At 47.3% G+C, this 15,232-nt stretch carries 14 protein-coding genes; 10 read left to right on the plus strand and 4 right to left on the minus strand.

Translation table 11 applies throughout. The features are described from left to right. Positions 1-629: 629 nt before the first annotated feature. The 4 genes from GZ78_RS30530 to pabB all read right to left on the minus strand — a co-directional run bounded on the left by GZ78_RS30530 (position 630) and on the right by pabB (position 3,751). Entirely contained in the window at positions 630-797 is a 168-nt protein-coding gene (locus GZ78_RS30530) for a hypothetical protein (RefSeq protein WP_236631692.1), read from the minus strand. Positions 798-1,033: 236 nt separating this feature from the next. After that, positions 1,034-2,071 carry an ISAzo13 family transposase gene (locus GZ78_RS25425; RefSeq protein WP_201772803.1) on the minus strand — a complete coding sequence of 346 codons (1,038 nt, stop codon included), beginning with the start codon at positions 2,069-2,071 and terminating at the stop codon, positions 1,034-1,036. 19 nt (positions 2,072-2,090) lie between these two features. After that, positions 2,091-2,237 carry a hypothetical protein gene (locus GZ78_RS30100; protein WP_201772804.1) on the minus strand — a complete coding sequence of 49 codons (147 nt, stop codon included), beginning with the start codon at positions 2,235-2,237 and terminating at the stop codon, positions 2,091-2,093. 116 nt (positions 2,238-2,353) lie between these two features. Next, the gene (gene pabB, locus GZ78_RS25435) at positions 2,354-3,751 is read right to left on the minus strand and encodes an aminodeoxychorismate synthase component I (RefSeq protein WP_236631693.1); all 1,398 of its coding nucleotides are present in this window, start codon (positions 3,749-3,751) and stop codon (positions 2,354-2,356) included. A gap of 257 nt (positions 3,752-4,008) precedes the next feature. On the opposite strand from pabB, the gene GZ78_RS25440 reads away from it, so the two are divergent. From GZ78_RS25440 to GZ78_RS25485, 10 genes are all read left to right on the plus strand, one after another. Next, positions 4,009-4,704: a GntR family transcriptional regulator gene (locus tag GZ78_RS25440; protein ID WP_034842711.1), complete on the plus strand. Its 696-nt coding sequence runs from the start codon at positions 4,009-4,011 to the stop codon at positions 4,702-4,704. A gap of 110 nt (positions 4,705-4,814) precedes the next feature. Then, positions 4,815-5,654: an isocitrate lyase/PEP mutase family protein gene (locus GZ78_RS25445; protein ID WP_051786549.1), complete on the plus strand. Its 840-nt coding sequence runs from the start codon at positions 4,815-4,817 to the stop codon at positions 5,652-5,654. 126 nt (positions 5,655-5,780) lie between these two features. Next, positions 5,781-6,908, plus strand: a complete 1,128-nt coding sequence (gene prpC / locus GZ78_RS25450; RefSeq protein WP_034842714.1) for a bifunctional 2-methylcitrate synthase/citrate synthase — start codon at positions 5,781-5,783, stop codon at positions 6,906-6,908. 111 nt (positions 6,909-7,019) lie between these two features. Next, complete coding sequence (gene acnD, locus GZ78_RS25455; protein ID WP_034842716.1) at positions 7,020-9,623, plus strand: Fe/S-dependent 2-methylisocitrate dehydratase AcnD; 2,604 nt, start codon at positions 7,020-7,022, stop codon at positions 9,621-9,623. Positions 9,624-9,732: 109 nt separating this feature from the next. Then, positions 9,733-10,206 (plus strand): hypothetical protein, encoded by a 474-nt coding sequence (locus GZ78_RS25460; RefSeq protein ID WP_051786550.1) that lies wholly within the window; start codon positions 9,733-9,735, stop codon positions 10,204-10,206. A 1-nt stretch (position 10,207) separates the two neighbouring features. Continuing rightward, complete coding sequence (locus tag GZ78_RS25465) at positions 10,208-10,726, plus strand: ankyrin repeat domain-containing protein (protein ID WP_034842719.1); 519 nt, start codon at positions 10,208-10,210, stop codon at positions 10,724-10,726. 74 nt (positions 10,727-10,800) lie between these two features. Further along, entirely contained in the window at positions 10,801-12,003 is a 1,203-nt protein-coding gene (gene prpF, locus GZ78_RS25470; protein WP_236631694.1) for a 2-methylaconitate cis-trans isomerase PrpF, read from the plus strand. Positions 12,004-12,176: 173 nt separating this feature from the next. After that, positions 12,177-13,514 carry a phosphatidylinositol-specific phospholipase C domain-containing protein gene (locus tag GZ78_RS25475; RefSeq protein WP_034842721.1) on the plus strand — a complete coding sequence of 446 codons (1,338 nt, stop codon included), beginning with the start codon at positions 12,177-12,179 and terminating at the stop codon, positions 13,512-13,514. A 26-nt stretch (positions 13,515-13,540) separates the two neighbouring features. Next, a complete protein-coding gene (locus GZ78_RS25480; protein ID WP_034842723.1) occupies positions 13,541-14,854 on the plus strand; it encodes a hypothetical protein in 1,314 nt (437 codons plus the stop codon). A gap of 123 nt (positions 14,855-14,977) precedes the next feature. Next, the coding region (locus GZ78_RS25485) for a DUF4277 domain-containing protein (protein WP_034842903.1) at positions 14,978-15,232 on the plus strand (255 nt) is incomplete at its 3' end.

Below are 15,232 nucleotides of genomic sequence, written 5' to 3' on the forward strand. Positions count from 1 at the left end.
GAATCAGTTATTACAATGATATTGCTGGGAAGCTGTACTGGGGTTTTACTTTAATAAGCGACGAGTATCTTTTTTTCGTAACTGCTCAAAATTCGTAACTGCTCATTTTTGTAGGCGAATTTTGGAGCCGAATAGCTACAACCCAGTAAAGTCAAGGGGCTATTCTCGAAGTCAACGCTTTTTCCTATAAAAAATGAGCACTTAGAGTGCCGAGATAAATCGGCTAGATGTTAAGGGTGAAAGTCCCTGTGGAGTAAGACTGCCGGGTCGCCCCAGCTCCGAGTCATGCGCCTGTTATCGTAAGGTATCTGGTGAAGCGTTGACAGGAGTGTCTGTAGGCTAAGTATTGAGCTGCGAAATCAATCAATTCGAGGTGCTGATGTTGTTAACTGAAGCAGAAAGCAAAACTGCAGGTCGCATAAATCCGCAAGTGACCGGTAGACCTCGCGCAGTCGTAGACCTTGTGCATGCAGATAAGCATTTTGTGCGGAACTCGGGAGATCCTGCCGGTTTCTCCTGTATTAGCCAGAGGAGACACAATGGGGAAGGCTAATAACCATACGCCTGTTGTCGTTGGTAGGAAGTCGGACAAGCTAATAGTACCTGAGAAGCAGCCGAACAAAGCAGATTTATCTGTGGCGGAGGTCGTGGAGGAAAGTGGCTTGACCACGAGAAATATTCAACAGCATGTCGGTGTCCGGACTCAGAGCCGGAGCAACGCTTCGTCCAATCTGTTGGGTATACGTCAGGCAGCGGCAAAGGACAGTCGTTTGCAGTTTACGGCTTTGTTTCATCATCTGACCCCGAACCTGCTAAAGGAGAGTTTCTTTCAGCTGAAACGGAATTCAGCGGCGGGAGCAGATGGTGTTACATGGTGCTTCTATCAGCAGGATTTGGAAATCCGGTTGAAATCCTTGCATGAACGAGTGCATAAAGGAAGCTATCGCCCTCGCCCTGCCCGAGGAGTGCTCATTCCAAAGGCAGATGGCAACGAACGGCCTCTTAGGAATAGTCCTGAAATAACTTCCGTATTTCACTCAGTTACGGGGACAGCTCTGTCATTCCATTTTGGCAAGAGTCTGTCGAACTGAATGGTCATCTTTTTCCTGAAGTTAGTTGCATATTTTCGGCCCGTTTTGAACACTTTGTCGATGATCCTGACTGTCACGGCAAGGCCTTTGCTTGTCTCTGTTTTACTCATGTAGTGCGCCGCTGTTTCGATGCTTTCCAGTGATACCCCCTTGCAGGCACGCTTCACATGGGGAAATAAACGATGCTCAATGGGGTTATATTTGGAACAGTACGGTGGGTAGTGTGCTATTCGGATTTTCAACCCCAAACGGTTCGATAGTGCCTGAAGGTCTTCCTTGAAGATGTACGTTGTCGCACTGTTACTGCCACCACCATCACACAGAATCAGCAATTCATCCTGATCGGGATAGTCCACTCTTCCCTGTTCATTCCACCATAGTTCGATGCTTTCGCAGGCAAATTCAGTCGTGTCATGACTCGCGTTAAGATGCAAGGAGGCTGTATGTTTGCCCAAGTCGTAAATACCATGGGGAATGACTTTGCCGTCACTAACGCTGGGAAAATCATGGTCATTAACGATAATGGGGTCTACCGAATCAACCACTCCCTCACGATAAAAATTACCCAGCAACTCTTTCTTTTTGGTATTGATACTGATCACTGGCTTGCCAGCATTAAGATACTCTTTTTTCAAATGGGTAATATTTTCAAATTGAGCGTTGCGATCAGCATTCTGTCCCATGGTACGCTTTTTCTGTGGTTTACGACGACGGTAGTCATTCTCGTGAAGCAAGCGGGAAACGATATTCTTACCTGCTGGAGTGCCCAGTTCACTAAGCTTACTCGAGATTTTACGTCGGGAAAGGTTCGTCCATTTCACGGCTTCCCGCATCGGGTCTCCAGCCGTGTGGTCGCGCGAAACCTGATGAAAGTTATCAACGATCTTTGGATTTTTTTCAATCAGAGATTTCCGTCCACCCCTTTTTTCTCTGACGGGCAGACTCCATCTGTTCTTCTGACTCCAGTTCAGAAACACCACGATTGATGGTCTTGGGATCTCAGTTCAATAACTGAGATATGAATGCGATACCACCATGTCCAAGTTTAACAGCTTCAACAGCGGCGTAACGTCTGCGATCACGCTCGTTGAGGGTGTTGTAGAAACGAATCATCTGAATAGCGACAGCTGGAGAATAATGGCTCAAGGTAATTTCCTGTACTTCGTATTGCTGTGGCTATTATCCCTAATCTGTAGCTTCAGGGGAAATCAGGAAGTTATTTCAGGACTATTCCTTAAGTCCGACAGGCTCCTGCGGGCCGATTATTCGCAGAAGCTTTCAAGCGCTGTCATCAGGTTTTTTACCTTGGTAACCGATTCGAGATATTCCTGATGACAGTCTGAGTCAGCGACAATGGCGCCTCCCCCCCAACAATGCAGTTTGTGATTCTGTGCGACAAGTGTTCGAATAGTAATGCTGCTATCCATCTTGTCATTACAGCTGATGTATCCGATAGCGCCGCAATAGACATTACGAGAGGTAGCTTCCAGTTCCCGGATAATTTCCATAGATCTGATTTTTGGTGCTCCCGTCACTGACCCTCCTGGAAAAGATCCTTCCATTAATTCCAGAATGCTGTGTTTCTCGCTGAGTTCGCCGGTTACCGTGCTGACCAGATGATGCACATTGGTATAGCTTTCTAGCTCAAACAGCCTTGGGACTCTGATACTACCAGGTTTGCAGACTTTACCCAGATCATTTCTCAGTAAGTCTACGATCATCAGGTTTTCAGAGCGGTCTTTCTCACTGGCCAGCAATTCTTCTGCATGCGCCAGATCTTCTTCCGGTGACTGTCCGCGAGGTCTGGTACCTTTAATGGGATGAGTTTCTACGTTGCGATTGGTTACTCTGATAAATCGCTCAGGAGAGTGGCTTAATACCGTAATGCCAGGGTGAGCAAGATAGGCTGAATAGGGGGCAGGGCTTACTTTTCTGAGATGCTTGTAGGCTTGCCAGCAATCGCCACTGTAACGACTGGTGAATTCCTGGGTCAGATTCACCTCGTAGGTATCACCTGCCAATATGTACTCTTGCACCTTGTTAAATGCTTCTTCATATTCTGTCTCACTGATGGTGGTCGAGAACTTTTCCTGAAGCTGGAATGTGGTGGTTCTTGCTCTAGTGGATTTTTTAATCCTGGCAAGCGTATTGTCTCGATCAATTTCAGGCATATCGGGATGGCTGAAAAAGATCGTTTTCTTTTGGTGGTGGTCACAAATGATGGCCCAGTGATAGAGCCCTACACTCATGAGCGGTGTCTCCAGCTGTCTGGGTTGAATCTTTTCAGGCTCGATCAGGCTGCACAGTTCATATCCCCAGAATCCCAGCGCCCCTCCAGTGAAAGGCAGTTCGGTATCGTCTACTTTTGTCATGGTGCCTAATAGGTCATCCAGAACCGTGAACGGGGACTGATTATTCTTCAGGTGGGTTTCACCGGTTACATGGTTTATGACTTTTATTGAATTTTTGTCGTCTACAGTGACCACGGCCCATGGGTTGGCAGTAATAATGTCATAACGATTGTGGGGTTCTTTTTTGAAAGAGGAAGAGCAGCTGTCCAGATAACACGCCCAGGGTTGCTCGCTAAAAGGTTCAAAATAGGGGCTGGAATCACTCAGGTAGTCCAGTTCAACGATGAATAGCTCTTTCATAAAAGGCATAAAAATCCTGGGTCAGATCAGACGCGCATTCTACCTTCAGAGTTCCACCGGCGCTACGGGCTTTTCTGGAGTTTTATTGCTGTTGGCAGGCCGTTGTCAACTGTCAGACAGACTATAAAAGGTGCGCTTTTATTCAGTTGAGTCCTGTATTCAGATCAATGAATGTTTGCATTTGTCAGATTGTTAACAATAATTTGTAAAAAGGGGCTGAATTAATGTATAAATGGCTCCAAACAAAAATATTGTAAACAATTTCTATGGCTGAAACGAACTCGACAAACGATGCTGTACGTGTCGGCACACAAGCACAGGAGGTGGCAGGCCTGCTGATCGGGGATATTATCTCAGGTCGTTTAAGTCAGGGCAGCCGAATCTCCGAGCCTGAGCTCTCGAGAAAATACGGAGTCGGGCGTGGCCCTCTTCGTGAGGCCATTTTAAAGCTTGAGGGAGCGGGCCTGGTGGTTCGAGCCCCCCATGTTGGCGCCCGGGTTGTCACTCTTACTCAAACCGAGTTGTCAGAAATCTTCGCAGTTCGAGAAGCACTTGAGGGAATGGCCGCTCGTCTGGCGGCTACTCGCATGTCTGATCAGCAATTACTGGATCTGGAGTCTTTGCTGAAAACACACGCCAGCCATATTCATGAGCACAGTGGTCAGTCCTACATAGATCAGGAAGGTGATCTGGATTTCCATTACCGTGTGATTAATGGTTCCTGCAATCAAAGGTTGATCCGATCACTCTGTGATGAGCTCTATCACCTGATTCAAATGTATCGAAAAACATCAGGACGTCGTGCTCGGCCTGAAGAAGCACTGGCTGAGCATCAAATGATTTTCAAGGCTCTCAAGGACCGGGATGGTGAATTAGCTGAAATGCTGATGCGCAGGCATATTTCGAGAGCCAGAAGAGAGATTGAACAGTTTATCGATTCCAATAACCAGCCCATGAGCTAGACATACTGTCCGTGCAGTACGCTCGAGATAATAAACAGCTGTGAGCGAATGAAATAATTTTTTGCCCCCACAGGGATAAAAAAATTTTCAAGATAAAAAGAGGAAGTGAAATGAGCGATAAAGATAACGCCCTAAATCGACTGATTGCCAAAGAAGGCATTGTGACCGCCCCGGGTGTATACGACGGAATCTCTGCTCGTCTGGGTGAAGAGGCCGGTTTTTCTGCTTTGTACGGCAGCGGTGGTGCAATAGCTCGAAGCACAGGTGTACCTGATATTGGACTGCTGACTCTGACAGAAGTAGTCGATCGTGTACGTCAAATCTGTGAGGCGACTTCACTTCCCGTTATTGCTGATGCTGATACTGGCTTCGGTAATGAGGTTAATGTTAAGCGCACGGTTGAATTATTCAAAAGCGCAGGTGTTTGTGGCTTCCATCTGGAAGATCAGGAGTTTCCAAAGCGCTGTGGTCACCTGGATGGGAAGTCCCTGGTGTCGACTGAAGAAATGTGCAAGAAAGTATCCGTCGCTGCCAAGTATGCAGGTAATGTAACCGTTATTGCTCGAACAGATGCTATCGCTGTAACCGGTTTTGACGATGCTATCGAACGAGCCAAGGCGTATGTTGAAGCGGGAGCAGACATGCTGTTCGTTGAAGCGCCACAATCGATTGAACAAATTGAAGAGATTGCCAAGCAGGCCCCAGGCCCGAAACTGATCAATATGTTCTACAGTGGCAAGACACCACTGGTGCCGACTGATGATCTGAAAGCGATGGGCTATCAGTTAATCATTATACCTTCAGATTTGCAGCGTGCAGCGGTGACAGCCATGCGAGAAGTGCTTGATGTCATAAAGCGTGACGGTAACAGTGGCGCTATTGCTGACGGCATGATGACCTTCCAGGAGCGTGAGCTGCTGGTTAAAACCAAAGAGTTTTTAAATCCATAAATGCAGAGGAGGTTGTCGTAAAGGCTTGAGCCCGGCAACCTCCAAACTGTTTAAACCATTGATCACCACAATGAGTTTTATCATCTACCTGACAAACTCATTCAATAAAAAGAACGGAGAACTATCATGGCAGAGAAGAAATTAAGTGGTGCTGGCCTGCGTGGTCAGTCAGCTGGCGAAACTGCACTGTGTACCGTTGGTAAAACCGGTTCAGGCCTGACCTATCGTGGCTTTGATATCAAGGAACTGGCAGACAAAGCTCAGTTTGAAGAAGTGGCGTATCTGTTGTTGTACGGCAAGCTGCCAAATCAGGCTGAACTGGATGCGTACAAGACTCGCCTCAAAGGTATGCGTGCGCTGCCAGATGCCCTGAAAGTGGTACTGGAACAGATTCCTGCCGATGCGCACCCAATGGACGTTATGCGTACCGGTTGCTCCATGTTGGGTAACCTGGAAACTGAAGCTGACTTCTCTGAGCAGTTGGACCACATTGATCGCCTGCTGGCCATTTTCCCGGGCATGATCAACTACTGGTACAACTTCAGTCACAAAGGTTTGCGTGTCAATGTAGAAACCGAAGCGGATTCCATTGCTGAACAGTTCCTGTGGACTCTGCATGACAAAAAGCCTGAGCCTCTGCACGTACAAGTAATGCACGCATCTCTGGTGTTGTACGCTGAGCATGAATTCAATGCTTCTACCTTCACCGGTCGTGTTTGTGCTTCCACTCTGTCTGACATTCACAGCTGTGTCACTGGTGCTATTGGCTCCCTGCGTGGACCTCTGCACGGTGGAGCGAACGAAGCAGCTATGGAGATGATCGAGAACTGGCGTTCTACTGATGAAGCCGAAGAAAAGATCATGGGCATGCTGGCTCGTAAGGACAAGATTATGGGCTTTGGTCACGCGATCTATCGTGAGTCTGATCCACGTAACGCTATTATTAAAGAGTGGTCCAAGAAACTGTCTGATCAGGTAGGTGATGAGTATCTGTACGCTGTTTCCGAGCGTGTTGAAGCTGTCATGTGGCGCGAAAAGAAGCTGTTCTGTAACGCTGACTTCTTCCACGCTTCAGCCTATAACTTCATGGATATTCCAACCAAACTGTTCACGCCGATCTTTGTATGTTCACGTGTATCTGGCTGGACTGCTCACGTCATGGAGCAGCGCGCTAATAATCGTATTATTCGTCCTTCTGCTGATTACACTGGCCCTGAAACGTCTGAGTGGGTAGCGATCGAAGATCGTCCATAAGGATGGAAGCCTGATTGTGAGGTCGGGCTGTAAGCAAAAAATACAATAAAAAAGAGATAGTCAGCAATGGTTGACTATCTTGCTATTACTTTTCGATGAGTTCCTGAAGTTATGAACACTGCACATCGCAAACCATTACCGGGCACCCAGCTGGATTATTTCGACACTCGTGCAGCCGTCGAAGCTATCCAGCCTGGTGCATACGCAACACTGCCGTACACTTCACGAGTACTGGCTGAACAGCTCGTCCGTCGCTGTAATCCTGAAACCCTGACAGACTCCCTGAAACAGATCATTGAGCGCAAGCGTGATCTGGATTTTCCCTGGTATCCTGCCCGTGTAGTGTGTCATGACATACTCGGTCAAACCGCTCTGGTAGATTTGGCTGGCCTGCGTGATGCTATTGCAGAGCAGGGCGGTGACCCTTCTGAAGTTAACCCAGTTGTTCCCACCCAGCTTATTGTTGATCATTCCCTGGCTGTTGAACACGGTGGCTCTGATTCAGAAGCTTTTGAAAAGAACCGTGCGATTGAAGATCGTCGTAATGAAGACCGATTCCACTTTATCGAGTGGACCAAAACTGCGTTTAAAAATGTTGACGTGATTCCGGCCGGTAACGGCATCATGCACCAGATCAACCTGGAGAAAATGTCTCCGGTGATTCAGGCTCGTGAAGGTATTGCGTACCCGGATACCTGCGTCGGTACAGACAGCCATACACCTCATGTAGATGCACTGGGTGTTATCGCCATTGGTGTAGGTGGTCTGGAAGCAGAAACCGTTATGCTGGGTCGCCCATCCATGATGCGTCTGCCGGATATCATTGGTGTTGAGCTGGTAGGCAAGCGTCAGCCTGGTATTACGGCCACTGATATTGTGTTGGCCATTACTGAGTTCCTGCGTAAAGAGCGGGTTGTTTCCTCTTATCTTGAATTCTTCGGAGACGGTGCTGCGGACCTGACTATTGGTGACCGTGCCACTATCTCTAATATGACGCCCGAGTTTGGTGCTTCTGCGGGTATGTTCTACATCGATGAACAAACCATCGATTACCTGAAGCTGACCGGGCGTGAGCCAGAGCAGGTTGCTCTGGTTGAAAACTATGCCAAGACAACAGGCCTCTGGGCTGAAGATCTGAAGGCTGCTGAATACGAGCGTGTCCTCAAGTTCGATCTGTCTACGGTGGTTCGTAACATGGCGGGGCCATCCAATCCCCATCGTCGTCTGCCTACTTCTGATCTGGCAGAGCGCGGCATTGCTGTGGATCTGGACAAAGCACAGGCAGAAGAGAAAGAAGGCCTGATGCCTGACGGTGCTGTTATTATTGCCGCCATCACCAGTTGTACCAACACCAGTAACCCACGAAATGTTGTGGCTGCAGGTCTTGTAGCCCGTAAAGCCAACGAGCTGGGGTTGGTTCGTAAGCCTTGGGTTAAGTCCTCTTTTGCTCCGGGTTCTAAAGTTGCCCGACTCTATCTTGAAGATTCTGGGCTGCTGCCTGAGCTGGAGAAGCTTGGTTTCGGTATCGTCGGCTACGCCTGTACTACTTGTAATGGTATGAGTGGTGCTCTGGATCCTGAAATCCAGAAAGAGCTGATTGAGCGCGATCTCTATTCAACAGCTGTGTTGTCCGGCAACCGTAACTTTGATGGTCGTATCCATCCTTATGCCAAGCAGGCTTTCCTGGCTTCGCCGCCTCTGGTCGTAGCTTATGCCATTGCGGGTACCATGCGCTTTGATATTGAAAAAGACGTGCTGGGTACTGACAAGGAAGGGAATGCGATCACCCTTAAAGATATCTGGCCAAGCGATGAAGAGATTGACGCTATCGTTGCTGAGAGTGTGAAGCCTGAGCAGTTCAACGAAGTGTACATCCCAATGTTTGATCTGGGTAAGTCCACGGAAGCAGAGAGTCCTCTGTACTACTGGCGTCCACAAAGTACTTACATACGTCGTCCTCCTTATTGGGAAGGTGCTCTGGCCGGTGAGCGCACGTTGAAAGGTATGCGTCCTCTGGCAGTGCTCGGTGACAACATCACCACTGACCATCTCTCGCCATCTAATGCGATTATGCTGGACAGTGCAGCAGGTGCCTATCTGCATAAGATGGGTCTTCCGGAAGAAGACTTTAACTCTTACGCAACACACCGTGGGGATCACCTGACTGCTCAGCGTGCTACCTTTGCCAACCCTAAACTGTTGAATGAAATGGTTCAGGAGAATGGGGAGATTGTTCAGGGTTCTCTGGCTCGTGTGGAACCCGAAGGCAAAGTGACTCGTATGTGGGAAGCCATTGAAACCTACATGAACCGTAAGCAGCCTCTGATCATTGTCGCCGGTGCGGATTATGGTCAGGGATCTTCTCGTGACTGGGCGGCAAAAGGTGTTCGTCTGGCCGGTGTTGAAGCGATTGTAGCCGAAGGCTTTGAGCGTATTCACCGTACTAACCTGGTCGGTATGGGGGTTCTGCCTCTTGAATTCAAGGAAGGCACCACCCGTAAGACTCTGGGTCTGGATGGTACTGAAACCTATGACGTAATTGGTGAGCGTACACCGCGAGCTACTCTGGCGCTGCTGATTCATCGTGCCAATGGTGAAACGCTGGAAGTGCCTGTGACCTGTCGTCTGGATACTGCAGAAGAAGTTTCTGTTTACGCGGCCGGTGGTGTACTGCAGCGGTTTGCCAAGGATTTTTTGGCTGAAGGTGTGGTTTAGATAACCACTTTTCCATATACTCCACAAAAAAAGCTTTCAAGAGGACGCCTTTTGGCGTCCCTAAAGTCAACCTTATGTGTTGCACAAAAAAGAGTGAAAAGGGGTAGGTATGAGAAAATGTATCACACTAAAAACATTCAATGACAGTGAGCTCATACTAAATAACGAAGAAAAAATTGCAGTACTCAAGTTTATTTTTAAATCAAAGCAGCATATTGTCGATCAACTAGCAATAAATAATCGGATGAGAAGCTTTGCTCAAGGGCTTTTACTTGAAGCCATAGATGCTTCCTATGCATTAGGTTTTGTTGATGTTCTCTTTAAATCTGTGACGCAGCCAAGTCTAACAATGAAAAAGGCTATGGATAAGTTTGCCAAAGAGTCTTTTAAGCATTGGTTCGGTCATGCAGTTGCAAGTGATCTATTAAAAGTTAAAATCTATGAAATCGTTAGAAGAGATTTAGAAAGAGCGTTTTCTAGTATTCTAATTATGCATCTTAATGGCACAGCGAGAAATAGGGGTATTTTCTCAGGGTTCATAACATACGACACTAATAAAGAAAATTCTATTATTTGGGGTTAGTATGAAAAAGGCTATCTTATTGGTGACATTAACCCCAATACTTATATTTGGATTTATTTTTACTTACATATCTTCGTTAAGCATTAATGAAAGGATCATTTGCTCAGTTGATAACAATGCATTTATAATTCCGAAGCCTTTATGCAAACTATATCTTTATAATTTTACAAGTAAAAATGATGCTAAAGAGCTTGACGAAACATATGGTCTTTCATATTTGTTTGGAACTGAAGACGAGTTTGAAAGGTATGAAATATTAGATATCTTTATAAGAAGTGGAGCTGATATAGATAAACCCTCAAATGTTGATGGATTAACCCCAATCAATGCCGCTATATTATTCTCCGATTACAAGTTGGTTGGTTATTTAATTGCTAGTGGAGCAAACCTGAATATAAAAGATATTCAAAATAATATGAATGCTTTTGAATATGTGATTTTTCTTATGGAAAAAGATTCAGGTCGAGACAGAGAGGAAATTATGAAATTGATTAGCGAGTATCGTTTAAAAGAATCATAACATATTGCATCTTGAGAGTCATAAGTTGGATAGGTTCAGGGTTGATTAATTGAATTCAGGAGTGGTTGGTTATAATGGATGTTGAAAAAAATATGAAAGCGACATTTGTCCCCCAGATCAAGGTGCCTGCTACCTATATTCGTGGTGGTACCAGTAAAGGGGTCTTCTTCAGTCTGGAAGATCTCCCTGAGCGCGCACAGGTTCCGGGCCAGGCCCGGGACAACCTGTTGCTGCGTGTGATTGGTAGCCCTGACCCCTATGGCAAACAGACCGATGGTATGGGTGGTGCGACTTCAAGCACCAGTAAAACCGTTATTTTGTCGAAAAGCAGTCAGCCAGATCATGATGTGGATTACCTGTTTGGTCAGGTCTCCATTGATAAGCCATTTGTGGACTGGAGCGGGAACTGTGGCAATCTGACCGCAGCAGTGGGTGCTTTTGCCATCAGCAAAGGTCTGGTGGATGCCAGTCGTGTGCCCGAAAATGGTATTTCTGTCGTACGCATCTGGCAGGCCAATATCAAAAAGACCATTGTTGCCCATGTACCTGTGACTAACGGCGAAGTTCAGGAAACCGGTGACTTTGAGCTGGACGGTGTGACCTTCCCGGCAGCAGAGGTTCAGGTTGAGTTTCTGGATCCTGCCGATGGTGATGGAGCTATGTTCCCTACCGGAAATCTGGTAGATGATCTTGAAGTCCCCGGTGTAGGTACGTTCAACGCCACCATGATTAATGCAGGCATTCCCACTATTTTCTTGAATGCTGAAGAAATTGGTTATAACGGTACCGAGCTTCAGGAAGCTATTAACGGTGATCCGGAAGCGCTGGCGAAGTTCGAAACGATTCGTGCTCACGGGGCGGTTCGAATGGGGCTGATTGAGCATATTGATGAAGCAGCCAAGCGACAGCATACTCCCAAGGTCGCATTTGTTGCCAAGCCAAAAGATTACCTTTCTTCAAGTGGCAAGCAAGTGACAACCAAAGATATCGATCTTCTGGTTCGTGCTCTTTCCATGGGCAAGCTTCACCATGCCATGATGGGAACCGCTGCAGTAGCCATTGGTACTGCAGCAGCTATTCCCGGAACACTGGTCAATCTGGCTGCGGGTGGGGGTGAGCGTAACGCTGTTCGCTTTGGCCATCCCTCAGGTACATTGAAAGTGGGTGCTGAAGCGAGGCAGGCTGATGGCGAGTGGTCTGTAACAAAAGCCATTATGAGCCGCAGTGCGAGGGTTCTTATGGAAGGCTGGGTAAGAGTGCCCGGGGATTCTTTCTAACACCTGCCCGTATTAATATTTTTCTCATCCCAAAGGCTGCAGGGTTCTCCTGCGGTCTTGCTTTAATCAACAGCGTCTTACTCTGAAGAATTCTCCTTAGTTTATGAAAAGGCTTATGGCTGTTTTGTCAGCGGCCGATAACCCTGATAGCTGGATTGCTAATAGGTCGGGGCATGAGACGTGTTCTTACAGGGGTTTTTCTGTGCATTTTTATTGTAAATAGTCATGGGGCGCAGAGAGGGGAGTTCTGTGTTGAAAACAACCTTTATGGCGTTTTCTACGCAGTCGTCAACTATATCAGCATTGGATTAACCGTTGAGAAGAATGGGCGCACTGTCTTTCCAGAGTCCGGTGAGCCTCATGAGTTAGGCTGGGGTAGTACCTGGTGTCGTCCTGTGAATCAGGGAGAAGAACTGGTCATTCATGAAGCTTCTTATTGGGGGAGCTGGAGCAGCAAAAAAACATTCTCAACGTCGCTGTTGAATGCCATTGATATAAGGCTGGAGCAAGCGGGTCGTTACGATGAAAATTATGGCATTAACCTGGTGTCGAGGCCTGCCGATACTCAGGGTATTCCAGACTCGTCTCGCTGGATGACAGATCTCTACACCAACCAATCCACGCCTTTAAATCAGATTTGTATGTTGGGTACACATAATGCGGGCAGCTATGCCATTTCATTGTTGTCAGCCCGGGATCCCGATATGGATAAACCGATTAAGGAGATCTTCGACAAGGTGGGCGTATTGTTAGCTTTGCCTATCAAGGAGGTAATGAAATGGTGGGGAATCACTCAGTCCATGACTGTCTATAACCAGCTGCTTTCAGGGGCGCGCTATCTTGATATTCGAGCCAGAAAGATTAATGGCAAGCTGGTGACAGCTCACGGTCTTGAAGGTGCATCAATGGCTTCAGTAGTGGCTGATTTGAAACGCTTTCTCGATGAAAGGCCTGGTGAAATTGTGATCTTTCATGTTCACGACTCCCATGGCATGACCCGAGCCGATGAAGAAGAGTTGTTCGCACTTATGGAAGCTAACTTTTCTGGGCGTCTGGCGCCAGAATCCCTTTCTCCGTCAACTGCGATCAGTGAGTTCCAGAATAATGGTTATCAGGTGGTTTTTGTCTCCGGCTTCTGGAGTCGAGGGTTTCCCAACTGGTCGAAATGGAGCGCTATCAGCAATCCCTGGCACGATCAAAACAAGCCTTATCCTCTGCTGGATGAAGTAGCTGGGGAGATAAAGCGAAGAAGTAACAGTCAGTTTCATGTTGCCCAGCTGATTCTGACGGCTGCAGAGAGTGACTTTAAAACCATGCTATTACCCGGATGGCCACAAAACCTGAGGCAGTTGGTCGCTACCATCCGATACCCGTCAGGACAGTTTCAATACATCAATAATTCAGCACAGTTATCAGGCCGAAGAGCCAATATCATCCTTCAGGATTTTCCGGAGGACGGTGATTTGTACAATGCCTGCATGAAGGAAAACATCAGGCGGCTGAGTTTCTGATTTACCTATCTCCAGGGAGGGAGAAAATGGTCAGGTTTATAGGAGTTGGCTTATTAGCAGGTGTTTGTCTGGTTACCTCCGCGTTTGCTCAGGAAAAAATTCAATATCGAATTGATCAGATACTGGGTGGTCTGGAAGATCGACAGTTGGCTGAGCAGATCGGGCAATACCGTCAGCAGATGATTACCGGTATCGAGGGTTGGTGCATGGAGCAGGCAGAATGTAAGCCAGAGCTTCTAAGTGTTAATGATCTTTCTGCATTTGCCACATTAATGAATAAAAATGATTCAGATATCCGACTCAAAATTCTGTTTGATCGTGTGTTGAATAAATTCAGAGACACTGAATGGGGCCGCAAAATTCTGAACCACCGGGAAATCTTCCTGGAAAATTTTAACCGATGGTGTTTAACCCGTTCGCTGGAGTGTTCTTCCGGTCGGTTATCAGAAGAGTTATTGGCCGACTATATGCATCAATGGAATCCGGCCAGTCAACCGTTGCAGTCTGCCGCTGCGCAAAGTGCCGATACCGGGCCTATATTGCCAGAGCCCTCCTGGAGCTGTTACGACTTTGTGAATGACGAGGATAATACGATTCGCTACGGCTGGCTTTACTGGCGTGATGTCAGGATATTTCTGAACCCTGTGAAGGCGAAAGAAAAGCAGGGTCCGCTGGTGTATTACTGGCATGGCTCCAATGAAGACTGGTCACAGATTTATCGTGTTTTAGGTCATTCTGTCATTGATGAAATTGTTCGTGAAGGCGGGATTGTCGTCGCGCCACATGCCGGTGCACCAGCTGCGTTACCCTGGTACATCATGAATCCTGCAACGACGGGTCTGGAAAATGATTATTTTCTGGCGGATCAAATTGCTGCCTGTGCAGAGCAGCTGTACGACATCGATGAAAAGCGGATCTACAGCATGGGGTTCAGTGCCGGAGGTATTCAGAGTGCAGCAATGGGCAGGCTGCGATCTAACTATATTGCAGCAATAGCCAGTTATTCAGGAGGGCAGTTACCCTGGTTTTCCCTTCTGTTCAGTCAGGCTCCTGATAACTATTACCGTGCCTACATCACTTATGGTACCCGGGGAGAAGATAAAGTCCCGCTGGTGGAGTTCGCTGATACCAGTGAGAGTCTGGTGGGATATCTGGATTGGCGTGGATTCCATGAAGTCATGGTTTGTGAACAGGCACGGGGTCATACCATGCCTTACCGATCCATGAGGCAGGGTTGGGAGTTTATTAAGAGTGCCCGTTATCAACGACTGACTTCTGAGCAGACAGCGGAATTCAAGAAAGCCAATATTAAGCGTAATGAAAAATATTGGTGCTATTGAGAGTACACTACTGACCTGATAATAATATGTCATGCCTCTGTAACCACCGACATTCACCACCTAACCTGATATTTTCCCGATATCTGCTATTTATCAGATAAGCCAACTTCAGGAAGCCGTATTATGCCTCCTATTCAGTACAGCACTCAGGTCATGGATCACCTCGGTTTGGTGGCGGGTATGTGTAAAGAGCTGGGGATCGCCGAGCATATAGACAGGCGCGCCCCAAAGGTGTCCGACGAATGGAACGTGTCTCATGGCGAGGCTGTTGTCGCCATGATCATCAACGGCCTTGGGTTTACAGGGCAATCCCTCCATATGTTTCCCCAGTTCTTCGACAATAAGCCCCTCGACAAACTGATCAGGGAAGAGATTAAA

It is taken from the genome of Endozoicomonas numazuensis (genome assembly GCF_000722635.1).
Classification (GTDB): Bacteria; Pseudomonadota; Gammaproteobacteria; order Pseudomonadales; family Endozoicomonadaceae; genus Endozoicomonas_A; species Endozoicomonas_A numazuensis.